Below are 23,863 nucleotides of genomic sequence, written 5' to 3' on the forward strand. Positions count from 1 at the left end.
ATGACCGACGACACCGGAATCGGCTCGCCGGAATGGGTGGAGCTGCTCAGCCGCGAGATGGGCAAGCGGTGGTCGGCGGTCGCCGATCGCACCGAGCAGATGGCCGGGCACGCGCTGCTGGCGCCGGGCAAGATGCTGCGGCCCGTGCTGCTGCTCACCTCCGCCGAGGCCACGGGCGGTGACAGCGCCCAGCTGCTCCCGGCCGCGCTGGCCGTGGAGTACCTGCACGTGGCCACCCTGGTGCACGACGACATCATCGACGACGACCGGCTGCGCCGTGGCCGTCCCACCGTGCACGCCGAGTACGGCATGGCCGACGCGCTGGTCACCGGTGACTTCCTGATCCTGAACATGGTCACCTCCCTCTCGGAGTGCACGGCCGTACCGCCCGCGGCGGTGCTCGAAGCGGCGCGGGTGCTGGCCGGGGCGGGTTCCGACGTGTGCCGCGGCCAGGTCCGGGAGGCCGAGATGGCCGGTGACCTGAGCTGTCCGGTGAGCGACTACCTGGAGATGGCGGCGCTGAAGACGGGCGCGCTGTTCCGGGGCGCCTGCCGGGCCGGGGCGGTGCTGGCCGGAGCCACCGGCGAGCACGCCGACGCCGTCACGCGCTACGCCGAGCACCTGGGCGTGGGGTTCCAGATCTTCGACGATCTCCTTCCCTACCTGGGTGATTCGACCGGGAAGCCGGCCACCAGCGATGTCGCCAACCTGCGTCCCACCCATCCGGTGCTCGTCGGCCACGAGGTCGCCGACGACGAGGGCAGGGAGCGGTTCGCCGAGGCGCTGTCGGGCCGCTTGCCCGCCGAGGAGTCCCACGCGCTGATGCGCGAGCTGCTGATCGCCACCGGGGCGTTGGAGCGGAGCAGGCGGCGCGCGGCCGAGGAGATCGCGGCGGCGCGGGACAGCCTGGACGGTCTGCCGGGTGCGGCGGCGGTCGAGCAGATGCGCGGGATCGCCGAGCTGGCCATCGACCGGAGCCGGTAGGCCATGCGCGACCGCTGGGCGCGCACGCGCCGAACCCTCTGGGCGCACGTGCAGACCTTCCGCCCGTACACGCTGTGCTACCCGGTGCTGGTGGGCGTGGCGGGCGCGGGCGTGACCGGTGAGGCCGGGCTCGCGGAGTTCGTCATCGCCGGGTTCGGCACGGCGTTCGGCTGGCTCGCCGCGCACTACCTCGGCGACTACTTCGACCGCGAGCTGGACCGGGTCGCCAAGCCGCAGCGGCCGATCCCGTCGGGCCGGCTGGCACCGGGCACCGCTCTCGCCTGCGGGATCGGTCTCGCCGTCGCCGCGACCGCCCTGCTGACCTGGGCGAACTTCCGGGCGCTGCCGCTGGTCGCGGTCGCGCTGTCGGGCGTGATCGCCTACAGCCGGTTCTGCAAGGCTCGGGGGCTGTCGGGGAACCTGGTGCGCGGTCTGATCACGGCCACGGCGTTCCTCATCGGCGCGATGGTGGCCGCTCCCCTGCCCGGGTGGACCGCGCTCGGGCTGTCGCTGGTCTTCCTGCTGCACGACACGGCGTCGAACCTGGTCGGCACGATGCGCGACGTCGACGGCGACCGCGCGGCCGGGTACCGGTCGGTGCCGGTCCAACGCGGCCAGCGCTACGCCGCCCGGCTGTCGGTGCTGCTCTACGTCTCGGCGATCGGCATCGCCGCGCTGGCTCTCGCGCTGCCGCACCGGACCGGGTACCCGGTGCTGCTGGCGGTGGCGGGCTGCGCCGGGCTGATCGCGGTGCTGCCGCTGCTGCGGCTCGCGCCGACGCTGAGCCAGGCCCGCGCTCTGCGGGCCCACGAGGTGCTGGTCGCCGAACGCCTGGTGCTCGCCGCAGCGGTCCTCGCCGTCACCGTTCCCGTTGTCCCCGTGGTCGCGCTGCTGCTGCCGGTGCTGGTGTTCAGCGTCTGGACGCAGGCGGCGATGCGCTCGCGCCACGAGATCGCCGAGAAGGAGGCCCTGCCGACATGAGTTCCCCTGCCGCGGAGCGCGCGGACGTCGTGGTGTGCGGGGCGGGTGTGGGCGGCCTGGCCGCCGCGCACGCGCTCGGATCGCTGGGCCTGCGGGTCGTGGTCGCCGAGAAGCGCCCGACGGTGCCCAGGATCCCGAAGGGCGAGGTCCTGCAGCCCGGCGCGCTGCGGATCCTGGATGACTGGGGCATCAGCGAGGTCCTGGAAGACCGCGGCGCGGTGCGCCTCTCGTCGCTGGTCGCCGTGGAGGCCAAGGGCCGGATGGCGCTGGACTACGCGCAGCTGCCGGAGGGTTCGAACTGGCTGCTGTCGGCCGACCACGAGTCGATCCTGATGGCTCTGGCCGACCACCTGCCCGACACCGTCGACCTCCGCCGGGCAACCCCGGTGCAGGACGTGGTCCGCGACGACGCCGGGCGCATCGCGGGAGTGGCGCTGAAGGGCTCGGGCGAGGTCTGGGCACCGCTGGTGGTGGCGGCCGACGGGGTGTCCTCGCGGTTGCGCCGGGCCGCGGGCATCGAGGCCGACCGCCAGGACTACCCGCACCGGCTCGTCGCGCTGGAGATCCCCGACGTCCCCGACGCCGCCCGCGAGGTCGTCGCCTACACCACCTCGCGCGGGCTGCGGATGCGCTACCCGCTGCCGGGCGACCGGGTCCGGCTCTACGTCCAGATCGAACCGGACGAGTTCCGGGGCGTGGGCCACGACGCGGTGCTGCGCTGGACCGACGAGCTGATCGCCGAACTGCCCGACCTGGCGGACTTCGGGGACCAGCTGAGGACGTGCGTGGCGGACCGGCAGACGCTCCCGGTGTCGCACTTCGAGGCCTCCGGGCTGTCGGCGCCGGGCATCGCGCTGGTCGGCGAATCGGCGCACTCGGTGCACCCGATGGCCGCGCAGGGCATGAACAGCGCCATCTACGACGCGCGCGCCCTGAGCGCCTGCCTCGCTGCGGAGTCCGATGTGGACACCGCGTTGCGCGAGTACGAGTCCCGACGCCTGCCCGAGATCAACCAGATCGGCACCATCAGCCACAACGCGGCGCGGATGCTCACCGACCTGTCGTGGGTGGGTCGCACGATCGGACGTCGGGCGCTGCGCAACACCGGCGCCAACCAGCGGCTCAGCTTCACCGTCATGCACAACCTGTCCGGTCTGGGCCTGCACCCGCTGTCGCCGTTCGATCGGCTCTGCCAGCTCGGACTGCTGCCCGACCCGCGGTCGCGGCGCCGGCCCCGATGGGCATGAGGACCGGCGCCGCGCAGGCCTCAGGGCCTGCCGCACTCCACGACGACGAGGCCACCCGGCCAGGTCCGGGTCTCGATCACCTTCAGGCCCGCCTCGCCGGCCAGCACCTCGAAGTCGGCGACCGTGCGCTCCTGACCTCCCAGCAGCACCAGCGACTGCAGGTCGAAGGAGGTGTTCTGCTGGGCGTGGGCGTCGCCCGCGAGGACCTCCACGATGACGACGCGACCGTCACCGGCGGCCTCGGCGCAGCGCCGCAGGATCGCGGCCGCGTTCTCGTCGTTCCAGTCCGTCAGCACGCGGGAGACGAGGTAGACGTCCCGGCCCTCCGGCAGCGCGTCGAAGAAGCTGCCCGGGACGAACCTGGCCCGCTCCGCGACCCCGGCCTCGGCCAGGAACACGTCGGCCTCCGCGGCGACCGCGGGCAGGTCGAGGACCTCGCCGTCCAGGTGCGGGTTGGCGCGGACGATCTCGGACAGCAGCGCACCCTGCCCGCCGCCGACGTCGATGACGCTGCGCACCGGCGCCCAGTCGAACTCCGCGGCCAGCACCGGCCCGGTCTGCCACGCGTAGGCGACCATGACGTCGCCGAAGAAGCGCCGCAGGTCGTCGTTGCGCTGGTAATCGTCCCAGAACGGGGTGCCGTGAACCGTTCCGTAGGCCGAGTTGCCGGTGCGGACGGAGTGCAGCATCCCGCTGAAGGCCATGTCCATCCGGGCGCCCGGGCCGTCCAGGACCAGCCAGTCCTTGAGCCACGTGCCGTCCTCGGCCAGCAGCCGGCGCGACAGCGGCGTCAGCCCGTAGGAGCCCTCGCCGGTCTCGGCGAACAGGCCGATGCTCACGAGGTGGCGCAGCAGCCGTTCGAGGGATTCGCGGTGCGCGCCGGATTCGGTCGCGAGCGGGCCGATCTCGGTCGTGCCGCCGGCGATCAGCTCCGGCAGCCGCAGCGTCACCGCGACGCGGATGGCGAAAGGTGTTGCCAGGTCGATGAGCTTGGCGAGTTCGAGACTCGTTTCGCGCGATTCCTCGGAATCCATGGATCTCTGCTTTCTTCCGGATTGAAGACCCGTCCGCCTCCGTGCTTTTCATCCTTACCGACCGCCGAACACCGCGTCAACGACAGCGGCGAGAACACGTCCGCACGCCGGGGAAACCGGCACGCGTTGGCGCGAGCCTGCACGAAAACCCTTGAGCACGAACGGAAGTTGAGGTGACCGTCCCATGACGAGCATCGACGTACGTCCCGCCTCCGGCGCGCTGGGCGCCGAGGTGCGCGGACTTGACCTGGAGTCGCTGACCGAGGACTCCTTCGCGCAGCTGCACGCGCTGCTGGTGGAGAACCTCGTGCTGTTCTTCCCCGAGGCCGAACAGCTCTCCCCCGAGGCGCACAAGGCGTTCGGCCGGTTCCTCGGCGAGCTGGAGGTGCACCCGTTCCTGCCCAAGCTGGACGGTCACGACGAGATCGTCGTCCTCGACTCCGATCAGGGCGCGAAGGCCGACGTCTGGCACACCGACGTGACCTTCCAGGCGAGCCCGCCGATCGCCTCCATCCTGCAGATCGTGCAGTGCCCGCCGCGCGGCGGCGACACGATGTGGAGCAACCAGCACCTCGCCTACGAGAACCTCTCGGCACCGCTGCGGGACTTCCTCGAAGGGCTCACGGCCGTGCACGCCTTCACCCACCCCAACGGCACCGTCTTCGAGGCCGAGCACCCGGTGGTCCGCGCTCACCCGGTCACCGGCAGGCGCTCCCTGTACGTCAACCGCATGTTCACCCTGCGCATCCCGCAGCTGCGCCGCGCCGAGAGCGACGCGCTGCTGGGCCACCTGTTCAGCTCCTCGGAACGCCCGGAAAACGTCTGCCGGTTCAGCTGGAAGCCCGGCGCGATCGCCATGTGGGACAACAGGGCGACGCAGCACTACGCGGTCAACGACTACACCGAGCGCCGCGTCGGCCGCCGGGTCACCATCCTCGGCGACGTGCCGAAGGGCGAAGAACCGCGCTGGCCACACCTGACCGACGCGACCACGGCGGCGGACTTCCGCAAGGACTCCTGACCCGCGCGCTCCCCGGGCACCGCGCCCGGGGAGCGATCGGGCGTGACCGGATCGGCGCATTGTCACGCTCACCCCACCGCGGCTACGCTCGTCGCTTCTTCGTCTGCCTTAGTGCGCAATGTGGGGATTGGGCTTTATGAGCAGAACTCTCGCTTCGGTGAAGGACGACGGTCCGCCGTCGTTACCGCTGTTCCACGGGGTCGTGCAGGTCCTGGAACTCATCCGCGCGCTCTACGGGCGACGGCACGAGCGGACCAGCGACAGCGGCGGCGGTCTGCCGATGCTGTGCCTGGTCAGGCCGCGGGAGCTGGAGGGCCTGCTGCCGGCGATCGGCGAACGGCTCAAGAGCGCCGAACCGCACCGGGTTCCGCACGCCTACATCCGCCTGGCGCCCGCCGCGGCCGATCCCAGGGACGCCGACCACACCGCGCAGACACCGCTGCCACCGCCCGAGGTCGACACCGTCCGGGGCCTGCTCGCCGACATCGCCGAGCAGCTCAACGGCCCGCTCAACGCCCAAGCCGGTCGGATGCGCTTCCCCCGGTTCAGCCTGGCGCTGTGGTTGATGCGGCAGGACCTGTCCGGAACCGAGATCCCGAGGCGGGAAGCCGAGCTGCGCAAGCGGCTGTGGCGGCGCGACCCCGCGCAGCGGATCGCGGAGCTGATCAACACCAACACCGCCGACGCCCCGGACCGGACGGTCTGGTCGGTACTCAAGGTGCTCGCCCTGGTGCCGTGGCTGTGGTTCCAGCTCAAGATGCACTGGCGGCTGCCGCTGATCGGCGGCTACCGGTGGTTCCGGCGGCAGAGCTACCTGGCACCCGAAGTACCCGGGAACTTCCTCGGGTTCGCCGAGCGGCTCACCGAGAACGAGTGGAACAAGGAGGTTCCCGAGCAGGTCGCGAAGTTCCTGATCAACACGCTGCTGGAGGACCTGCGCCGTTCCTACCGCCGCTTCCCCTGGCGGTTGCGCGGCAAGTGGCGCACGACCTACACGACGGTGCTGCTGGACAACGTCACCCGCTCCAACGGCGGCTACGCGCTGCTCAAGCTGGTCAACGACATCCGCAACGAGACCGGCCTGGTCGATCCGCTGCTGCTGATCACCACGAGCTCGCTGGTCCCGCCGCACGCCGTCGAGCCGACGGTGGACAACGTCCAGGACGTCGTGTCGCAAGCGCACGAGGCCGACGAGCAGGGTTACCGCGCGTGGCGGCACAAGCTCGACGAGGCGCGGCGGGCGCGCACCGACATGACCTGGTACCTGCCGGTCGAGATTCCCCCGGCGGCGACCGGGGATTCCCGCAAGAGCGAGATCCGGCGACATCTGGCCGCAGCCGACAAGTACACGCTGCCTCCCCCGCCGTGGTGGTCGCGGCGAACCCTGCCGGTCGCACTGCTGCTGGGGCTGGCGGGCGTGGGGGTCTACGCGTACTCCGCGTTCAGCACCGCGCACTGCGGCATCCTGTTCCAGCCGCCCTGGTACTGGCTCGGCACCGCACCCGGGCTGACCAGCATGGAGAACGAGGCGGGCGAGTGCGTCGGCGTCACCGACGGCACCTTCCTCGCGGAGTTCATCGACGACGCACCACCCGGCCAGACCCAGCAGGCCGCGCAGGAGGCCGATCCGATCCTGACCGGCCTGCGCGCCATCGGTGACACGATCGCGCAGCAGAACCAGTTGGCGCTGGACAAGGCCGCGGAAACGGGCCGACCGGTCCTCACGCTGGTCTACCTGGGCGATCTGTCCCCGGGAGCGGGCGCGTTCAACCTCTCGGCCCAGCACGAGACGCTCGCCGGCATCGCGGTGGCCCAGTACGACCAGAACTTCGAGCCCAACACGCCGCTGGCCCGGGTGCTCATCGCCAACGGCGGCAAGGACATGGGTCACGGCGTGGAGGTCGTCGACCGGCAGATCGCCGAGCTCGCCAAGCGGGATCCCGGCATCATCGGCGTGATCGGCCTCAACTACAGCCGCGAGGAGACCTTCGAGGTCATCGAAAGGCTCGGTGCCGCAGGGCTTCCGACGGTCGCGTCGACGCTGTCCTACGACCACATCCCCGACCGCTCACCGCTGTACTTCCAGGTCTCGCCGCAGAACGTCACGCAGGCCCGGCGAGCCGTCGAGTTCGCGGGCGAGCAGGGCCGCACCGCCGGGGTCAAGATCTACAGCGACGGCGTCGACCCCTACAGCCGCAACCTCGGGACCGACGTCGAGAACGAGTTCCGCCGCGTCCACCCCGGGGCGACGGTCCAGTGGCTCAACGAGGACCCGCACACCGCCGGCCGGGAGACCTGCAAGGCGTCGCAGGACGAGCTGGTGTACTACGCCGGGCGCGGCACCGAGTTCCGGGAGTTCCTGGACGGCGTGGGCAGCGGCTGCCCGACCGACGTCCCGCCCATGATCCTGGGCAGCGATGACGTGGCCAGCCACGTCGCCAACCGGGCGGCGCGCTTCGCCAAGATCGGCATCCCGTACTACTACCAGTCGTTCGCGGTGGCCCCGAGCACGCCGGACCCGAACGACTCCGGGCGCACCGTGGTCGGCCCGGCGCTGGACTTCTACTGCACGCTCAACATCATCATCGCCGGGGACGATCCGGCGATGCCTCCCGACGAATGCCCGCCCAGGGAGGGGAACCTGTCCCTGGACGGGCACGCCGCGCTCGCCCACGACGCCGCGAGCGTCCTGCTCAGGGCCGCCAACCAGCTCGACCGAGGTGGCCCGATCCCGATCACCGCCGGCACCGTGTGGCGTCAGATCAACGCCAACCAGCACCAGACCGACGAAGACCTGCCGTCGAAGTACGGGCTGGTGACGGGCCAGATCGACTTCGGCAGCGACACCAACAACCGCGTCCCGAAGGACAAGACGGTCTGGACCCTGCACGTGGACCAAGCAGGTCAGGTCTCGGTGCCGTAGCTGTCACGCGTCCCGGCGCTGGACGTAGACGCGGTTGCCCTCGGGACCGGTCCACTCCATGCGGACCACACCCGCCACGGCGGCGTGCGGGAGCTTGTCGGGTTCGTGCCAGTGACCCGCGACCGGGTTCCGGAAGAACGTGGCCCACAGCTGCCCGTCGGCGTCGACGAACAGGTTGTTGTGGCCCGCGCCGATGCCGCCGGTCCAGCGCTTCGAGTAGGGCCCTTCGAAGTGGTCCGAGACCGCGATGATCGCGTCGTACTGGTCCCGCTCGCCGTCGGGCGTGTAGGCGTGCCGCAGGGTGTCGCCGCTTCCCGTGGTCTTGTTCCAGGCCGCGTGCACGAGGAAGTACTTCCCGCCGTGCTTGATCACGTGCGCGCCTTCGAGGTAGGGCTCGGGTTCGTAGCGCGTCTGCTGGAACTTCGGGAGGTTCGTCTTCTGGACGATGTCCTCCATGTCGTCCTGGAACTCGGCGTAGAGGTCGTTGTGCAGCACCAGCCAGGCCTTGCCGTCTTCGGCGTAGAGGCCGCCGTCGATGTGGTAGTAGACGTTCGGGTCGACGCCGTCGGGCGCACCGGGGTTGAGCTCGCCGAAGGGCTTGTCGAGGTTGCCCTCCACGACCCGGTACGGGCCTTCGACGCCGCCGTCGCTGACGAGCATGAACGAGCCGACCTTGCGCGAGTGGTCGCCCATGCACGCCACGACGTACCAGGACCCGCGGAAGTGGTGCACCTCCGGCGCCCACACGTCGCCGCGCTTGTCGGCGCCCTCGCCCGCGTAGCGCTGCCACGGCGCGACCACGGTCCGCCCGGGTTCGTTCTCGCCGACGAACTCCGGCGACCACACCTTGCCCTTCTCCGCGTCGGGCCGGATTCCGGTGGTGTCCACCAGCTTCCACGGCCCGTCCAGGGATTCCGCGGTCCACACGAAGATGCCGTCGTTCCACGGCGACGCGGCAGGCAGGCCGGGGACCCGGGTGGTGCCGGTGGCGACGTAGACGGGCCGGCCGTCGACGACGAAGCAGTTGACGTAGGTGTCGCGAATCCAGACCCGGCCCAGCTCCTCGTCCCGAGGGCGGAGTTCGAGGTCGAGGATCCGGGAGTTGTCGTCCCTGGGCTCCAGGTCCAGGCGGGTGTCGGCGGTTCCGTAGGGCTCCATCGGAGGCCAGTTCGGCGGGTGTTCCCGCTGAGACGCCCGTTCCCGGCCCCATCCGGTCGCGGGCAGGAAGGTCGCCATCCCCAGTGCACCGGCGGTCCCGAGCAGCATGGACCGCCGGTTCAAAGACGGGCCGGTCGCGGAATCGGACATGCGCATTCCCCTCGTCGTCGCACGCATCTGACCGACTTCCCCCATCGGCCACGTGATCGACGCTACTGCGACTCACCGGTTTCGGAAGGGAAAACGGAGGTCCCGGCGCACATCGGTTCGCGCTCACACGAACGGAGGTTGCTTCGACGTGACCTAGATCACGTAACCGGTGTGCTCTGGATGAGGGCGTGGGAGCCCTGCGTCCGCCACGCCTCACCTGAGGCGTCCAGCGAAGCCACGACGTCGGCGGGAAGTCCCACGACGACTTCGGACTTCAGCACCCGCAGGCTCACCACCGGACCCGGCAGTCGCACCGCGACGTCGTCGAACGCCGTGGTCGGCTGCCAGTGGCGGTCTCCGACGAGTCGTCGGTAGTTGAGGTCGCCCTTGAAGATCGTGACCGCGGCCGAGGCGAGCTCGGCGCGCAGGTCCTCCGGCATGGCACCGAATTCCTTCGGCCCGCAGAAGAACGGGTGCGCCCGCACCCCGATCCGGCCCTCGCGCAACGCGTTCTGGACGCGTTCGCCCACCGCTCCCGCTTCACCGGGCAGATCGCGCAGGTGGTGCAGGACTTCCAGCACATCGGTCGGGGTGGCGTCGGAGACGTAGTAGGGGCCGGGCTTGACGTGCAGGACGACCCGGTCGGCACGCCCGGTGGTGAGCAGCCGGTCGATGAGCACGAGGTCGGCGGCGAGCTCACCCGCCGAGTTGTCGGCGACGAGGTGGACGACCCCGGGCTCGCCGAACAACGACCAGAACTCCTCGGGCGAACCCGCGACCAGTCCCGAGGTGGCACCGCTCGCGTCGGTGGACAGCTGGAACGCCAGGTCGGCCTGGTTGCCCCACACCGCGGCCTGGACCACGGCGGCGTCCCGGTCGGCGTCGCCGAGGTGCGGGAGCTCGTCGAGGGCCTTGAGCGTCTCGGCGGTGGCCGCGTTGTGCAGCTCGGCCCGCTTCATCGGCGCGAACGGGTCCACACCCCGCCAAGGCCCCGGAGCGAAGAACCCGGTCGCGGCCAGCAGCTTCCGGAAGAAGTAGCTCTCAGCCCACAGGAACGAGGTCTCCGCCCACGGCCGGCCGACCTGGCCGGCGATCCAGCCCGCCCACACCCCGTGATCCGGCGCGTCGTCCTCCAACGGCTCGACCACGCCCCCGGTCGACTCCCGCAACAACGCGGACAACGCCTCCCGCACGTCCGGCCCGAACGGGGTCGCGGCGCACAACCGCTCGATCATCACCGGATGCCGCTCGTGGAACACCCGCCACCCGAACGACCCGACCTCCCCGATCCCGATCTCCGACGCGTCCACCGAACCGCCTCCCACCAGAACCGCAAGACCACCTCAACCGGGCAGCGACCCTACCAACGCAGCACCCCACAACCCCGCAACCACACCCGGCGGTGCGGGGCAGGGGGTATCGAGTGTCCGTGCAAGTGGTCGCGTCTCCACCCGGGTTTCCCGATTTCAGTGGAGATCCTCCGTCGAATTTCAGTGGAAATCGGAACCTGGATTTCCACTGAGATCCGGGAAGGTGGGTGACCACCGCGCGTCTGGACGGCCCCCGGGGCAGTGGTCAGGGGTCAGTGCGGTCCGCTTCGTCCAGGTATGCCTTGATGCGGTAGTCGACCTGGATGTCGTGGTAGGTCACGTGCGGTCGGACCGGGCTCGGGAGGTGGGTGCGGTCGCTTCCGGAGGTGGAGCGGTCATCGGCGTCCCCGGGGAAGTCGACGCTGGTGTCGGGCACCTCGCTGAAGGTGATCTCGTCGGCTCGCACGGTGCTCGTGAAGGTCACGTCCGGTTCGTCCTCGGTGGTCATCGGCGTCGTTCCCTTCTGGACGGACGCGATGTGGTGTCTCGGTTGGTGCGACGGGTCCTGCGCTCGGATTCCCCTGTCGCGCGGCGCTTTCGAGGCGGTGGCTTCTCGGATTCGCCCTCCTCGTCGGAACTCCCGCCGCCGACGACCTCGCGCGCTCCCTTGCCGGCTTCTTCAGCGGTGCTCCCGACGTCCTCGACGGCCTCACCGGCTCCGCTCCCGACCTGCTCGGCAGCCTCACCGGCTCCGCTCCCCACCTGCTCAGCAGCTTCGCCAGCACCACTGCCGACCTGCTCAGCAGCCTCACCTGCGCCTTCGCCGACGCTCTCGACCGCGCTTCCGGCGCCCGACCCGACCTCCTCGGCCGCCGAGCCCGCGCCCTCACCCACGCTCTGAACCGCACCACCGGCACCGGAGCCGACGTCCTTCACCGCGGACCCCGCGCCCTCACCCACGTTCTCCACCGCACCACCAGCACCAGCGCCGACCTCCTCGACCGCGGACCCGGCGCCCTCGCCGACGCTCTCCACGGCACTACCGGCACCGGAGCCGACGTCCTTGACCGCCGACCGCGCACCTTCACCCACGTCCTCGACGGCCTCGCCGGCACCCGCGCCGACGTCCTTCACCGCGGACCCGGCACCTTCACCGACGTCCTCCACGGCGCGTCCGAGGCTCTTGGTGAGGTTCTCCAGGATCTGGGGGTTGCGGTCGATCGTCGTCAGGACCCGGTCGAGGACGTTGGCGACGTTGTCCAGGCGGACGTTGAGGTGGGCCTGCGCTTCCACACCCTTGATCTGCAGCGCGACGCGGCCGAGCTCGGCGTCGACACCGACGTTGAGCTTGAGCAGGTCGAGGACCTCGGCTTGCAGGGAGACCCGCGCGCGGAGGTTCTCCACCTCCAAGCTGATCTCGTCGACCTTGACCATCGGGATGTCGAGGTAGACGTCCGGGTACTCGTCCTTGCGCCCGCCAGCGGACGCGGACACCCGTTCGCCCTCGGTGCCGGCTTCCACCAGCTCGGCGTCGTACTGGCCCTCGCCCTGCTGCTCGTCCCTGTCGGCCATCGTCGAATCCCCTCACTCCTGCGTGGTGGGCAGGCGCGGTCCACGCTCGTCCAGCCTTGGTCGTGGGGGGCTCGGCGGAGAAGAGGACTTCGACTCTACGAACCGCGGCAGCGCGCTCCTAGGTTCGGTTGGGAGCACCTGACTTGGCCGCATCACGCGATCATGGGGTTGACCAGCGCCAACGTCGTGGCTGCTCGCACCTGGACGATCAGCGGTGCCGATGTGTGCGCGTATTCGTCCGGGGGTACGTCTGACTCGGACTGCACTTCGCAGCCCGAGGATCTCATCGCTCCAGCAGGAGGTCGGGATGAAGCAGGGACCTCAGATGGCGACGGCTGTGGCGCTCGGCTACGCCCTCGGTCGCAGCCGCCGGATGAAACTGGCGCTCATGGTCGGCGGGGTCGTTCTCGGACGCCGCATGGGCGATCCCAAGGAGCTGCTCGCGAAGGCCGGCGGAGCGGTGGACCCCTCCGGCGAAGTCGGCGGCGCGCTCCGCGACCGGCTCGTCGAAGCGGCCAGGACGGCGGCCATCGCCGCGGCGAGCAACGAGATCGAGTCCATGAGCGACAACCTCTCCGAACGAGCCGCGAAACTCCGCTCCCCGCAGTCGGATTCCTCGGAATCCTCGGAATCCGAAGAAGACGAACAGGAATCGGCCTCCTCGGAGGAACCGAAGGCTCCGCAACAGCGCTCCTCGACCGAGGACGACCAGGAATCGACCTCGTCGAAGTCCGAGGACGAGCAGGAATCGGCGTCTTCGGAGACCGAGGACGACCAGGTGAGCGAGTCGAACCAGCGCACTCGCGCACCGCGCAAGCCCTCCGCCCCGCGTGCGGCCACCCCGAGGAAGAAGACCTCGGCGGCGTCGTCCAGCGGATCGAACCGCAGGTCAGGTGGGAACGATGGCTGAGACCGATCAGCGCGACAAGAGCCTGGCGGACGAGCTCCCGCTCGACCGCCTCAAGGACGCCGGGCAGGAACTCCTCGAAGCGGTGGTCTCCCGGGCGGTCGGCTCGGTCACCGGCAAGGTCACCGGCCTCACCGACAGGCTGACCGGCGTCGCCGACAACGGCGGTTCCGGCCTGACCGCAGCGCTCACCGGCGCCAAGGACCTCGCCGAGGGCAAGTCTCCGCTGAAGTCCGCGCTCGGTGCCGGAGTGGCCGGGGCGAAGGACAAGGTCAAGCAAGCCGTCGGCGGAGGCGGCAGTGGCGGTGGCGGCAGCAGCGACGCGAAGGTCGTCAACATCATCGAGGAGTTCGACGTCGGCATCCCGCTCCGCGTCGCCTACAACCAGTGGACCACGTTCGAGGACTTCCCCAGCTTCACCAGGAAGGTCGAGAAGGTCGAGCAGGAGTCCGACGAGAAGATCAGCTGGCGGGCCCAGATCTTCTTCTCCCACCGCGACTGGGAATCCACCATCATCGAGCAGGTCCCGGACGAGCGGATCGTGTGGAAGTCGACCGGGGCCAAGGGCTACGTCGACGGCGCCGTGACCTTCCACGAGCTCGCCCCGACGATGACGCGCATCCTGCTCGTCCTCGAGTACTACCCGCAGGGGTTCTTCGAGAAGACCGCCAACCTCTGGCGCGCCCAAGGTCGACGCGTGCGGTCGGATTTCAAGCACATCAAGCGGCACATGATGACCCGCACGATCCTCGACCAGGACGAGGCCGAGGGCTGGCGCGGCGAGATCCGGGACGAGGAGGTCGTCAAGACCCACGAGGAAGCGCTCGACGAGGAGGAGAAGGCGGACCAGGACGAAGAGACGGACGAGGACTTCGAAGACGAAGACGAGACCGAAGACGAGACCGATGAGGAAGACGAGGAGGAAGACGAGGAGGAGCGGGTACCCGCTCAGGCCTCGCGGTCCAAGTGAACCGCTTCTCGTGATCAGGACCACGTCGATTCCGCGCACGGCTGTGTCAACATCGGTGAACCATCCCGCCTGCGCAGGGTCCACGACCCGACCACGAGGAGACGAGTGTGCAACTGAGCACCATCAGCCACGACGTCACCGACGGCGTCCTCGTCGTCACGCTCAACCGCCCCGACCAGCTCAACGCCTTCACCCCCACCATGGCCGACGAGCTGGAGGAGACGTTCGTCCAGGTCAACGACGATGACTCCATCCGGGCGGTCGTCGTGACCGGCGCGGGGCGGGCGTTCTGCGCGGGGATGGACCTCAGCAGCGAGGGCAACGTCTTCGGCCTCGACGAGTCGCAGTCGCCCGCGCTCGCCGACATGCAGGACCTCTCCGCCCCTGAGCTCCGCCGCATCCGCGACACCGGCGGCCGGGTCACGCTGGCCGTCCACGACTGCCGCAAGCCGGTCATCGCCGCCATCAACGGCGCCGCCGTGGGCATCGGCGCGACGATGACGCTGGCCATGGACGCGCGCCTGATGTCGAGCAAGGCGCGGTTCGGCCTGGTCTTCGGCCGGCTGGGCATCGTGCCCGAGGCCGCGTCGACGTGGTTCCTGCCGCGCATCGTCGGCATGCCGAAGGCGCTCGACCTCGCCTACCGCGCCGAGATCCTCGACTCGGCGGCCGCTGCGGAGGCCGGGCTCGCCGACGCCGTCCACGCGCCCGAATCCCTGCTGGAGGCCGCGCTGGAGCTCGCCGACGCCTGGACCAAGGGCAAGTCGCCGGTCGCCACGGCGCTCACCCGCCAGATGATGCGCCGCAACAGCGCCCTCGACCACCCCCGCGACGCGCACCGGATCGATTCGCTGGCGATGTTCTACACGAGCATCGGCGACGGCGCGGAAGGCGTCGCGGCCTTCACCGAGAAGCGCGACCCGCAGTTCCGCGGCCAGGCCTCGGACCTCCCCGCCTTCTACGACGAGTGGCTGCACGGCGACCGCTGACCCAACGTTCCCAGCTCGTTCCCAGGTCGTTCACCGGGAACGCCCGCATCCCGCACCTATCGTGGTGATCGGAACGGTGCGCGGCGAGGGAGGGCGGGTCATGGGCGGTCACCGCAGGCGAGCCGCGGAGCCGCTGAGGGGGTTCCGCGGCCACGTCGTCGGCCAGGCCGCGATGTTCACCGCGGTCGGTGCCGTGACCACGCTGGCCAACGTCGTGCTCTACGTGCTGATGCGCGGCACGTTCAGCGCCGAGATCTCCAACGTCCTGTCGGTGCTGATCACAACGGTCGCCAGCAGCATCGCGCACCGGCGGTGGGTGTTCTCCGACCGCGACGAGCACCCGATGCGGATGCACCTGCAGACCTTCGCGGTGATGCTCTACTACTGCGGGTCGAACCAGATCGCGTTGTGGCTGCTCGGTCTCGCCGTCGAAGCCCCGTCGAGCACGGCCGAGGCCACGGCCGTCGTCGCGATGGCCCTCTTCGGCGGCACCAGCAGATTCCTGGCGCTGCGCCTCTGGGTCTTCACCCGCCGAACGAGGTCGACACCTCCGCTCAACACCGAGACCCCGGTGAGCTGAGCGACCGACTCTCGCTGTGGCGTCACCACTGCGATGAGGCCACGGCGAGGACTGCTGTGATCATGCCTGTGCCGATGAGGGCGGTTGCCAGTCGGACTCTGCGGAACTTCGTCGCGCCGAGTCGGGAGATGGTGAGCAGCTGCTGGCGGTACCAGCGCTGCGGGTCCTCGACGATGCGCTCGACGAAGCCCGTCATCTCCTCGTCGGTCATCCGCCTGCTGTCGTGGAACCCGCTGCCGCGCAGCTGCGGTCGCACCACGGCGAGCAGGAGCAGGACGGCCAGCAGCATCAGCACCAGCGCGCCCCACAGCGCCATCCGCCCGGGCGCGGGCAGCGGGATCCGCTGGACCGCCGCCGCACCCACCGTCACGATCGGCCCGAAGACCGCGAGCAGCACGCTCGCCTTCGTGTCGGTGCGGGCGATCGCGGCATCCGCCCTCGCCAGCTCCGCACGCAGAACCTCCAGCGCGGCCTCGCCGATGTCCCGCTCATCGTCGGCCACAGCGCTCACGTTCACACCCCGTTCTCGATCACCACCGCACGGCGACGATACGGCGAGGAACAGCCCGGGGTGCGGGGGTGTCGAATTTCGCGCGAAATTCGAGTGCCGAAGTTCGGGCTCGAATTTCGCGCGAAATTCGACACCCCCGGCACCGCCGAGGACGGGACTAGGCGTTCAGGTCGGCTCCGCGGGGTTCGCGGACCATGGTGACGGCGATGATCGAGATGACGCTGAGCACCATGATGTACGCGCCGACGGAGTAGGCGCTGCCGGTGGCCTGGGTCAGCGCTTCGGCGATGGTGGGCGCGAACGCTCCGCCGAGGATGGCGCCGAAGGCGTAGCCGATGGACACGCCGGAGTAGCGCACCTTGGCCGGGAACATCTCGGCGTACATCGCCGACATCGGCCCGTAGGACAGCCCGATGCCGAACGACAGCACGACGATGGCCAGCGCGAACAGCACGCCGCTGCCCGTTCCCATCATGAGGAACATCGGCAGCATCCACACGAACACGGCCGCGTAGCCGATCTGGAACGTGCGCACCCGCCCGATCCGGTCGGACAGAGCACCGGAGTAGACGGTGAACACCAGCCACCCGACGGCGCCGACGATCGTCGCCAGCAGCACGGTCGGCCGGGACAGCCCAAGGGTCTTGCCGTAGCTGAGGAAGTAGGCGATGACCAGGTAACCGGCGGCGTTGTTGGCGACGAAGATCAGCGCGGCCAGCACGACGTTGCGGGTGTTGCTGCGGAACAGCTCCTGCAGCGGCGCCGAGGAGTGGGCCTTGCGATCCAGCATCTCCTGGAACACCGGGCTCTCCTCGACCAGGCGGCGCACCAGGTAGCCGAACACGATGAGCACGACCGACACCAGGAACGGAATCCGCCAGCCCCAGGCGAGGAACTGCTCCTCGCTGGTCGACGAGCTGATCACCCACAGCACCCCGGTGGCCAGGATCAACCCGAGCGGCACGCCGGTCTGCGGGTAGGAGCCGAAGTAGCCGCGCTTGCCGAGCGGGGCGTGCTCGACCGCCATCAGCGCCGCACCACCCCATTCCCCGCCTGCGGAGAAGCCCTGCACGACGCGCAGCACGATGAGCAGGATCGGCGCCGCGACCCCGATCTGGGCGTAGGTGGGCAGCAGCCCGATCAGCGCGGTCGCCGCACCCATCATGATCAGCGTCATGACCAGCATCGCCTTGCGCCCGAGCCGGTCACCGAACCGCCCGGCGACGACCGCTCCGAGCGGCCGGAACAGGAAGCTGATGCCGATGGTCGCCAGCGACAGCAGGCTGGCGACCCCCGGTGCGTCGGCGCTCAGGGGCTTGAAGAAGTGCGGCGCGAACACCAGGCTCGCCGCCTGCGCGTAGATGAAGAAGTCGTACCACTCGATGGTCGTCCCGACGAGCGTGCTGGCGAGCAACCGCTTCTCATCCCGGGTGCGACCAGCGCCCGCAGCGTGCTGCACGGAGTCCGACATGGCTGAACCTCGTTGTTCCGTCGTCCTTGTGTTGGGTGTCTGTCTAGTCGGGACGACGCGCCAGGTCGAGTGCTCACGCACAACGATTCACGGCGAATCCGGCCGGCACCCACAGCCCGGAAGATCCGATTCAGGCGAAATGGCTTTCCGTGTTCACTTCCATACTCTCCGTAGCACTGCGGCCCACCGTGCCTGCGGCGCCCTCAGAGCGAGAACCGGTCGCCCTTCACCGCATCGAGGAACGTCTCCCACTGCAACGGCGTCGCGGTGAAGTACCCCGCGCCCGGCGCCTTCGAATCACGCACCGCGGCGTGACCGGATAACTCCCCCACCTCGACGCAGTCGCCGTTGGGGTGACTGAAGCTGGACTTCCGCCAGCCGACCACGCGACCAACCTCCACGCAGTTCCCATTTGGGTGGCTGTGCGAGGACTTCCGCCAACCCTGGATCTCACTCATCCCTCGTTCCCCTTCTCCTCCGCGATACTTCGTATGAGCTCCGCACTAGCTTCAGGGCTCAGAGCCAGCTTGCCGATCGCGTCGATCGCTTGTCGATACTCCTGCACATCAACGACATCGACGACGAAGGCACCAGAGCTGTAGTGCTCGAAGTGCACCGTCGCCGGGGAGTCGGGGAACTCGTACAGGATGAACGGCCCGACCAGCCCTGGATGCCAGCCGACGAAGGATGGAACCACCTGAATCGTCACGTTCTCACGACCGGCCAGATCTCGGAGGTGCACGAGTTGATCGGCCATGACTTCGGCGGTGCCGATCTGGTCGCGGAGTGCGTATTCACCGATCAAAGCGTGGAACCGCAACGGAGACCTGCGGGTGAGCAGCTCACGTCGTGACGCCCTCACCATGGCTCGGGTTTCGACCTCGTTCGCCGGCAGATCCGCTGCGACCGAGGCTGCGCGAGCATATTCAGAAATCTGCAGCAGCCCGGGAACCACCATTGGCGACCATTCAATAGCCGTTGAAGCAGCTCGTTCGCATTCCACCACTCCCGCGAGCTGCTGCGGAATACCGGGAATGCCGACAGCGAGCCAGTTGGGCTCGCTGGCATGCCGGGCGAGGTCGACGAGTCGCCGCCTCTCCTCCCCTGTCACCCCGGCGACCGCCAGCAGCGATGCCACGTCCTCCGGCGCCGGCACTCTTCGGCCGGTCTCCCAGTGCGAGATCGTTCCGTGGCTCATTCCGAGCCGCTTGCTCAGCTCTCTTCCGCTGATCCCGGATTCTTCCCGAACCGTTCGGATTGCTGCCGCGAGCGCCCGCGCTCGCGGCGTCACGGCACTAACGTCTACAGGCACGAGACAGATCGTATGGCCGTCTACCTGGTATATCCATCCCACGATTAGGTAATTGATCAGTGGCTACTAGACGTCGATTCTGGATTTGACAGCATCGACATCGAATTTCCTGGGGGTTGCGATGTACAAGTTCTACTGGGTTCCGGCGAACTCAGCGCGACATGCGAGCACCGACCGACGGCCGGAAGGCGCGTTGGTCTATCCGAGCGGGACCGCGGTCACAACGTTGTGCGGCGAGGTCGACCTGGTCGCGGACAACTCCGAGCTCGCATGGCTGTGGGCGACGTGCCCGGAGTGCTATCGAGTGGCGTTGCGGATAGCGAGGGCAGCAGACGGATGACGAAACGCCCCTGAATCAGGAACCGCTCGGCCGGACCCCACACCGAGACCGGTTCCAGGTCGGCCGGTGCTCCTTCCCCTCCCCCAGCACCGGCCGGCCATCCCCCGATCCAGAACGCGCGGCTACGCCCCCAACGCGGTGGTGGTCGAGGCTCCGATCATGACGACGAGGAAGAAGAGGAAGACCATCGCCCACACCGCCAGGACCACGTACCCCAGCACCAGCCCGGCGATCGCCATGCCGTACCCGGACTGCGGCGGGTTGTTCCTGATGTCGCGCGCGGCGAGGTGACCGAAGATCACTGCCAGCGGCGCGATCCCGAGAATGCCCAGGACCAGCGCGGCCACCGACATGCCGTTGGTGGGCGCTGGGGACGTCATCGCGGGTGGCACGGGTCGCGGGTAGTACGGCTGTTCGGCGGTCATGTTCGAATCCCCCTCAGGCTGTTGTCCGGCTGCAGTACGGAAGGGTGCCGGTGGGTCTTCCCAGCAGGCAGGGGCGAAAGGCCCGGGCGCGGGTGCTGACGACTCGCCTCACCAGCCGCGACGCAGGCCGATAGTGTCGGCCGCATGGCAGATCCACTCGGAGCGCTGGCGTCGTTGCGGGCCACCCGGTGGTTCACCGATGCCGCGGTCGGCGACGACGTGCTGCGGCCGGTGTTGGAGGCCGGGCGGTGGACGGGGTCCGCGCGCAATCGCCAGCCCTGGCGGTTCCACACCGTGCGGAGTCCGGACACGCGCGCGGAGCTGAGTCGCTGCGGCGCTTACGCGGCGCACCTGCGGGCGGCGCCCGTGGTGCTGCTGCTCGCCCTCGACCTCAGCTGGAGCGACGCCGCGTTCGACTGCGGACGGGTGGCGCAGAACATCATGCTGGCCGCGCACGCGCTCGGGCTCGGCTCGTGCCCGGTGACGTTCTTCCCGGAGGACAACGTCGAGCGGGTCACCGCCCTCGCGGGCTTCTCCGCCCCGTGGCAGGTCCGCACCGGGATCGCGCTCGGGCACCCCGCCCCGACCCCGGCAGGCCGATCGGCGATCCCCACCGGCCGACTCCCGCTCGACGAGCTCTGGACCTCCGACTAACACGCCCCGACGAACGTTCGCTCACGGCGTGAAATTTCGAATTTCGCGCGAAATTCGAGTCGAAACTTTGCCGGTCGAATTTCGCGCGAAATTCGAATCCTGCCCACTACGGCAGCACCAGGGCGCACGTCGGAACCACGGCCCGGAGGCTCTGGGGAATCCGGTGCCGGACTTCCACTGAAATCGGGGGGCGGGTTTCCACTGGAGTTCGGGGGGCGGGTTTCCACTGGAGTTCGGAGCTTGGAGCTCGGGGCGGGGTGGGCCGTTCTTGACCTGGGGGGATCGGGGTCGTAGCTTGCCTAGCAAGCGCTTGGTTCGGCGGAGGAAGTGGTGTCAGTGGCGATGCCGGGGTCGGTTCCTGTTGCGGAGGCGGTGGACGGCCGCCAGGTGCGGAAGGTGGCGTTGTCCGGGCTGCTGGGCACGGTCATCGAGTACTACGACTTCCTGCTCTACTCGACGATGGCCGCGCTGGTGTTCGGGACGTTGTACTTCCCCGGGTCCAACCCCGCCGTGTCCACCATCGCCGCGTTCGGGACGCTGGCCGCGGGGTACGTCGCGCGGCCGCTCGGCGGGTTGATCTTCGGGCACTTCGGCGACAAGCTCGGGCGCAAGTCCGCGCTGGTCATGAGCATGGTGCTGATGGGTGTGGCGAGCGTGCTCATCGGCGTGCTGCCCACGTACTCGTCGATCGGGTTGACCGCCCCGGTCCTGCTGGTGCTGCTGCGCTGCGTTCAGGGGATCGCGGTGGGCGGTGAGTACGGCGGTGCGGCGCTGATGGTCATCGAGCACGCCGATGCGCGTCGCCGCGGAGCGTGGGTCGGCGTCATGCAGGCGGGTTCGCCGCTGGGGTCGCTGCTGTCGAACGGGGCCGTCGCGCTGGTGACGTTGCTGCCACGGGAGGACTTCGTGTCCTGGGGATGGCGGATCCCGTTCCTGGCCAGCGCGATCCTGCTGATCATCGGCCTGTACGTCCGGTTGAGCGTGGTGGAGAGCCCGCTGTTCCGGCAGGCGATGGCGAAGGCGGGTGAGCGGGAGTCGTTGCCGCTGCTGCGGGTGCTGCGGCGTCCGCGCGCGGTGCTGCTGGCGTGCGCTGCGGGGATCGGGCCGTTCGCGATGACGGCGCTGATCGGCTCGCACAGCGTCGCCTACGCCAAGGGGCTCGGCTACGACCTGCCGGACATCATGCGCGCACACCTGCTGATCAGCCTGACCGGCCTGATCGGGATCCCGATCTTCTCCGCCCTCTCCGACCGCATCGGCCGACGCCGGGTGCTGCTGATCGGCGCGTCCGGGGCGGTGCTGTTCGCGTTCCCGATGTACGCCCTGCTGGAAGCGCGGACCGTGCCGGCGATGATCGCGGCGCTGGTGGTCGCGCAGATCTTCCAGAACCTCATGTACGCGCCGCTGGCACCGATGCTGTCGGAGATGTTCGGGACCCGCGTGCGCTACACCGGGGTGTCGCTGGGGTACCAGATGGCGAGCCTGCTCGGCGCAGGCTTCACCCCGATGATCGCGGCGACGCTGGTGGCCGGCACGGGCGGGTCGAGCCTCCCGTTGAGCTGCATCATCGTGGGTGCGGTCGGTATTTCGATCGTCTCGGTCCTGCTGATCTCCGAGACCCGGGGCCGGGATCTCGGTGAGGAGCGGTGAGCACGTTCGCCGAGGTCGTGCGCTCGCGGGCCGGCGACGAGCGGGTCGGGCTGCGCTTCGAGGAGCGGTCGTGGACGTGGGCGCAGGTCGTCGCCGAAGGGGCGCGGCGCGCGGCATGGCTTCGCAACGCACGTGTTCGGCACGTCGGGTTGCTGCTGGAGAACGTGCCCGACCACGTGTTCTGGATCGTCGCCGCCGCGCTGGAGGGCGTGGTCGTGGTGGGCATCAACCCGACCCGGCGGGGCGCCGGTCTCGCCCGCGACATCCGGCACACCGAGTGCGAGGTCGTCGTCACCGAGACGCGCTTGGCGGGACTGCTCGACGGGATCGACCACGGAGCATCGGTTTTCAACGTCGACAGCGACCTCAACCTGCTTCCCGAACGCGCTGACCTGCCATCGGTTTCACCGGAACCGGACCGGACGTTGTTGCTGCTGTTCAGCTCCGGGTCGACCGGGGCGCCGAAGGCGGTGATCTGCTCGCAGGGCCGGTTGGGTGCGCTCGCGGAGTCGCTGGCCGTGCGCACCGAGCTCACGCGGGACTCGGTGTCGTACCTGTGCATGCCGTTGTTCCACGGCAACTCGGCGATGATGAACCTTGCACCGGCGATGCACGTCGGGTCGACTGTGTGCCTGGCCCGGAAGTTCTCCGCGTCCGGCTTCGCGCGCGACATCCACCGCTACGGCGTCACCTTCGTCAACTACGTGGGACGCACGCTCGCCTACGTCCTCGCGCGGCCGGAGACCGATGCCGACCGGCGCAGCACGCTGCGGCTCGCCGTCGGTACCGAAGCCTCACCGGCCGACGCCGAACGGTTCGCGGAGCGCTTCGGCTGCCGGGTCTCCGAGGGGTACGGGATGAGCGAGGGCGTGCTGCGGATCAACCGGACCGCCGACAGCCCACCGGACTCGCTCGGTCTGCCGGTGGGCGGGCTCGACGTCCGGGTGCTGCGGGAGGACACCGGAACCGAATGCCCGCCCGGGGTGTTCGACGAGCACGGGCGGTTGAGCAACGCCGAGGAGGCCATCGGGCAGATCGTCGCCCTCGGGCAGGCTGCCGCGTTCGAGGGCTACTACAACAACCCCGAGGCCCAGGCCGAGCGCGTGCGCGGCGAGGACTTCTGGACCGGCGACCTCGCCTACCGCGACGCCGACGGGTTCTTCTACTTCGCCGGGCGCACCGCCGACCGGCTCCGCGTCGACGGCGAGAACTTCGCCGCGGCGTCGGTGGAACGAATCCTCCAGCGCTGGGAGCCGGTCGAAGCGGTGGCGGTCTACCCGGTGCCGGACCCCCGCACCGGCGACCAGGTCATGTGCGCCCTCCAACTCCGGGGCGAGTTCGATCCGGTGGCCTTCGCGGATTTCCTCGCCGCTCAGCCCGATCTGGGCACCAAGTGGCTCCCCCGCTTCGTCCGCATCACCGGCGAGATCCCCCTCACCGCCAGCAACAAGACGACCAAAACCCCCTTGCGCCACGCGGCCTGGCGCACCGACGACACCGTCTACCACCGCCCGACGGCCGAGCTCCGGTACGACCGCTTCGCAGCGGAAGACCTGCACCGCTGGGAGAGCGCCTTCATCACCCACGCTCGCGCAGCGCTGCTACCACCGGAACCCGGCTCACCACGCCGCTGAGGGCGGATCTGCTCAGGGCAGCGCGGGGCTTCGCGAGCGG

Annotated in this window: 23 protein-coding genes; 13 read left to right on the top strand and 10 right to left on the bottom strand. The window is 69.6% G+C overall.

Features of this window, described 5'->3' with window-relative positions; genetic code table 11:
• Genes KBO27_RS31085 through KBO27_RS31095 form a run of 3 tightly spaced genes read left to right on the top strand, consistent with a single transcriptional unit; the run spans position 1 to position 3,212 of the window.
• The gene (locus KBO27_RS31085) at positions 1-984 is read left to right on the top strand and encodes a polyprenyl synthetase family protein (RefSeq protein WP_210973426.1); all 984 of its coding nucleotides are present in this window, start codon (positions 1-3) and stop codon (positions 982-984) included.
• A gap of 3 nt (positions 985-987) precedes the next feature.
• Positions 988-1,965, top strand: a complete 978-nt coding sequence (locus tag KBO27_RS31090; RefSeq protein WP_246538601.1) for a UbiA family prenyltransferase — start codon at positions 988-990, stop codon at positions 1,963-1,965.
• Positions 1,962-3,212, top strand: coding sequence for an FAD-dependent oxidoreductase (locus KBO27_RS31095; RefSeq protein ID WP_210973427.1), 1,251 nt, complete (start codon positions 1,962-1,964; stop codon positions 3,210-3,212). Before KBO27_RS31090 ends, KBO27_RS31095 begins: the two co-directional genes overlap by 4 nt.
• Before the next feature lie 20 nt (positions 3,213-3,232).
• Here the strand turns inward: KBO27_RS31095 and KBO27_RS31100 are convergent, their stop codons facing one another.
• Positions 3,233-4,246: a methyltransferase gene (locus KBO27_RS31100; RefSeq protein WP_210973428.1), complete on the bottom strand. Its 1,014-nt coding sequence runs from the start codon at positions 4,244-4,246 to the stop codon at positions 3,233-3,235.
• A gap of 184 nt (positions 4,247-4,430) precedes the next feature.
• Here KBO27_RS31100 and KBO27_RS31105 point away from each other — a divergent pair, with 184 nt between their 5' ends.
• Positions 4,431-5,267 carry a TauD/TfdA dioxygenase family protein gene (locus tag KBO27_RS31105; protein WP_210973429.1) on the top strand — a complete coding sequence of 279 codons (837 nt, stop codon included), beginning with the start codon at positions 4,431-4,433 and terminating at the stop codon, positions 5,265-5,267.
• A gap of 136 nt (positions 5,268-5,403) precedes the next feature.
• Positions 5,404-8,190, top strand: a complete 2,787-nt coding sequence (locus tag KBO27_RS31110; RefSeq protein ID WP_210973430.1) for an ABC transporter substrate-binding protein — start codon at positions 5,404-5,406, stop codon at positions 8,188-8,190.
• A gap of 3 nt (positions 8,191-8,193) precedes the next feature.
• On the opposite strand, the gene KBO27_RS31115 is transcribed toward KBO27_RS31110, so the two are convergent.
• The 4 genes from KBO27_RS31115 to KBO27_RS31130 form a co-directional block, all read right to left on the bottom strand.
• On the bottom strand, positions 8,194-9,498 hold the full coding sequence (locus KBO27_RS31115; RefSeq protein ID WP_210973431.1) for a family 43 glycosylhydrolase: 1,305 nt from the start codon (positions 9,496-9,498) through the stop codon (positions 8,194-8,196).
• Positions 9,499-9,656: 158 nt separating this feature from the next.
• On the bottom strand, positions 9,657-10,808 hold the full coding sequence (locus KBO27_RS31120; protein ID WP_210973432.1) for a damage-control phosphatase ARMT1 family protein: 1,152 nt from the start codon (positions 10,806-10,808) through the stop codon (positions 9,657-9,659).
• Between the two features lie 265 nt (positions 10,809-11,073).
• Complete coding sequence (locus tag KBO27_RS31125) at positions 11,074-11,316, bottom strand: hypothetical protein (RefSeq protein ID WP_210973433.1); 243 nt, start codon at positions 11,314-11,316, stop codon at positions 11,074-11,076.
• A complete protein-coding gene (locus KBO27_RS31130) occupies positions 11,313-12,380 on the bottom strand; it encodes a TrbL/VirB6 family protein (protein WP_210973434.1) in 1,068 nt (355 codons plus the stop codon). The genes KBO27_RS31125 and KBO27_RS31130 overlap by 4 nt, the downstream gene beginning before the upstream one ends.
• A gap of 307 nt (positions 12,381-12,687) precedes the next feature.
• Here KBO27_RS31130 and KBO27_RS31135 point away from each other — a divergent pair, with 307 nt between their 5' ends.
• From KBO27_RS31135 to KBO27_RS31150, 4 genes are all read left to right on the top strand, one after another.
• The gene (locus tag KBO27_RS31135) at positions 12,688-13,290 is read left to right on the top strand and encodes a hypothetical protein (RefSeq protein ID WP_210973435.1); all 603 of its coding nucleotides are present in this window, start codon (positions 12,688-12,690) and stop codon (positions 13,288-13,290) included.
• Positions 13,283-14,257, top strand: a complete 975-nt coding sequence (locus tag KBO27_RS31140; protein WP_210973436.1) for an SRPBCC family protein — start codon at positions 13,283-13,285, stop codon at positions 14,255-14,257. The genes KBO27_RS31135 and KBO27_RS31140 overlap by 8 nt, the downstream gene beginning before the upstream one ends.
• Positions 14,258-14,364: 107 nt before the next feature.
• Positions 14,365-15,246: a crotonase/enoyl-CoA hydratase family protein gene (locus KBO27_RS31145; RefSeq protein WP_210973437.1), complete on the top strand. Its 882-nt coding sequence runs from the start codon at positions 14,365-14,367 to the stop codon at positions 15,244-15,246.
• Between the two features lie 76 nt (positions 15,247-15,322).
• On the top strand, positions 15,323-15,826 hold the full coding sequence (locus KBO27_RS31150) for a GtrA family protein (RefSeq protein ID WP_210973438.1): 504 nt from the start codon (positions 15,323-15,325) through the stop codon (positions 15,824-15,826).
• Between the two features lie 22 nt (positions 15,827-15,848).
• Here KBO27_RS31150 and KBO27_RS31155 read toward each other — a convergent pair whose 3' ends face one another.
• The 4 genes from KBO27_RS31155 to KBO27_RS31170 all read right to left on the bottom strand — a co-directional run bounded on the left by KBO27_RS31155 (position 15,849) and on the right by KBO27_RS31170 (position 19,120).
• Positions 15,849-16,337, bottom strand: coding sequence for a Pycsar system effector family protein (locus KBO27_RS31155; protein ID WP_307870719.1), 489 nt, complete (start codon positions 16,335-16,337; stop codon positions 15,849-15,851).
• Between the two features lie 157 nt (positions 16,338-16,494).
• Positions 16,495-17,808 (bottom strand): MFS transporter, encoded by a 1,314-nt coding sequence (locus KBO27_RS31160; RefSeq protein WP_210973440.1) that lies wholly within the window; start codon positions 17,806-17,808, stop codon positions 16,495-16,497.
• Between the two features lie 203 nt (positions 17,809-18,011).
• A complete protein-coding gene (locus tag KBO27_RS31165) occupies positions 18,012-18,266 on the bottom strand; it encodes a DUF397 domain-containing protein (RefSeq protein ID WP_210973441.1) in 255 nt (84 codons plus the stop codon).
• The gene (locus KBO27_RS31170; RefSeq protein WP_210973442.1) at positions 18,263-19,120 is read right to left on the bottom strand and encodes a helix-turn-helix domain-containing protein; all 858 of its coding nucleotides are present in this window, start codon (positions 19,118-19,120) and stop codon (positions 18,263-18,265) included. The genes KBO27_RS31165 and KBO27_RS31170 overlap by 4 nt, the downstream gene beginning before the upstream one ends.
• Before the next feature lie 121 nt (positions 19,121-19,241).
• Between KBO27_RS31170 and KBO27_RS31175 the strand changes: the two genes are divergently transcribed.
• Positions 19,242-19,460, top strand: a complete 219-nt coding sequence (locus KBO27_RS31175; RefSeq protein WP_210973443.1) for an HC3 family zinc finger protein — start codon at positions 19,242-19,244, stop codon at positions 19,458-19,460.
• A 122-nt stretch (positions 19,461-19,582) separates the two neighbouring features.
• Here KBO27_RS31175 and KBO27_RS31180 read toward each other — a convergent pair whose 3' ends face one another.
• Positions 19,583-19,885 (bottom strand): DUF4190 domain-containing protein, encoded by a 303-nt coding sequence (locus KBO27_RS31180; RefSeq protein ID WP_210973444.1) that lies wholly within the window; start codon positions 19,883-19,885, stop codon positions 19,583-19,585.
• 144 nt (positions 19,886-20,029) lie between these two features.
• On the opposite strand from KBO27_RS31180, the gene KBO27_RS31185 reads away from it, so the two are divergent.
• The 3 genes from KBO27_RS31185 (at position 20,030) to KBO27_RS31195 (ending at position 23,823) form a co-directional block, all read left to right on the top strand.
• Entirely contained in the window at positions 20,030-20,539 is a 510-nt protein-coding gene (locus KBO27_RS31185) for a nitroreductase family protein (RefSeq protein WP_210973445.1), read from the top strand.
• A 330-nt stretch (positions 20,540-20,869) separates the two neighbouring features.
• Complete coding sequence (locus tag KBO27_RS31190; RefSeq protein WP_307870720.1) at positions 20,870-22,189, top strand: MFS transporter; 1,320 nt, start codon at positions 20,870-20,872, stop codon at positions 22,187-22,189.
• On the top strand, positions 22,186-23,823 hold the full coding sequence (locus KBO27_RS31195; RefSeq protein WP_210973446.1) for an AMP-binding protein: 1,638 nt from the start codon (positions 22,186-22,188) through the stop codon (positions 23,821-23,823). Before KBO27_RS31190 ends, KBO27_RS31195 begins: the two co-directional genes overlap by 4 nt.
• The last annotated feature ends 40 nt before the right edge of the window (positions 23,824-23,863 follow it).

The sequence above is a fragment of the Saccharopolyspora endophytica genome (assembly GCF_018070075.1).
Classification (GTDB): domain Bacteria; phylum Actinomycetota; class Actinomycetes; order Mycobacteriales; family Pseudonocardiaceae; genus Saccharopolyspora; species Saccharopolyspora endophytica.

Coding starts and splice junctions, on each gene's coding strand:
- KBO27_RS31110 (WP_210973430.1), top strand. CDS start 5,404: ATGAGCAGAACTCTCGCTTCGGTGAAGGACGACGGTCCGCCGTCGTTA.
- KBO27_RS31165 (WP_210973441.1), bottom strand. CDS start 18,266: ATGAGTGAGATCCAGGGTTGGCGGAAGTCCTCGCACAGCCACCCAAAT.
- KBO27_RS31180 (WP_210973444.1), bottom strand. CDS start 19,885: ATGACCGCCGAACAGCCGTACTACCCGCGACCCGTGCCACCCGCGATG.
- KBO27_RS31115 (WP_210973431.1), bottom strand. CDS start 9,498: ATGTCCGATTCCGCGACCGGCCCGTCTTTGAACCGGCGGTCCATGCTG.
- KBO27_RS31130 (WP_210973434.1), bottom strand. CDS start 12,380: ATGGCCGACAGGGACGAGCAGCAGGGCGAGGGCCAGTACGACGCCGAG.
- KBO27_RS31095 (WP_210973427.1), top strand. CDS start 1,962: ATGAGTTCCCCTGCCGCGGAGCGCGCGGACGTCGTGGTGTGCGGGGCG.
- KBO27_RS31135 (WP_210973435.1), top strand. CDS start 12,688: ATGAAGCAGGGACCTCAGATGGCGACGGCTGTGGCGCTCGGCTACGCC.
- KBO27_RS31125 (WP_210973433.1), bottom strand. CDS start 11,316: ATGACCACCGAGGACGAACCGGACGTGACCTTCACGAGCACCGTGCGA.
- KBO27_RS31105 (WP_210973429.1), top strand. CDS start 4,431: ATGACGAGCATCGACGTACGTCCCGCCTCCGGCGCGCTGGGCGCCGAG.
- KBO27_RS31185 (WP_210973445.1), top strand. CDS start 20,030: ATGGCAGATCCACTCGGAGCGCTGGCGTCGTTGCGGGCCACCCGGTGG.
- KBO27_RS31100 (WP_210973428.1), bottom strand. CDS start 4,246: ATGGATTCCGAGGAATCGCGCGAAACGAGTCTCGAACTCGCCAAGCTC.
- KBO27_RS31090 (WP_246538601.1), top strand. CDS start 988: ATGCGCGACCGCTGGGCGCGCACGCGCCGAACCCTCTGGGCGCACGTG.
- KBO27_RS31175 (WP_210973443.1), top strand. CDS start 19,242: ATGTACAAGTTCTACTGGGTTCCGGCGAACTCAGCGCGACATGCGAGC.
- KBO27_RS31085 (WP_210973426.1), top strand. CDS start 1: ATGACCGACGACACCGGAATCGGCTCGCCGGAATGGGTGGAGCTGCTC.
- KBO27_RS31140 (WP_210973436.1), top strand. CDS start 13,283: ATGGCTGAGACCGATCAGCGCGACAAGAGCCTGGCGGACGAGCTCCCG.
- KBO27_RS31160 (WP_210973440.1), bottom strand. CDS start 17,808: ATGTCGGACTCCGTGCAGCACGCTGCGGGCGCTGGTCGCACCCGGGAT.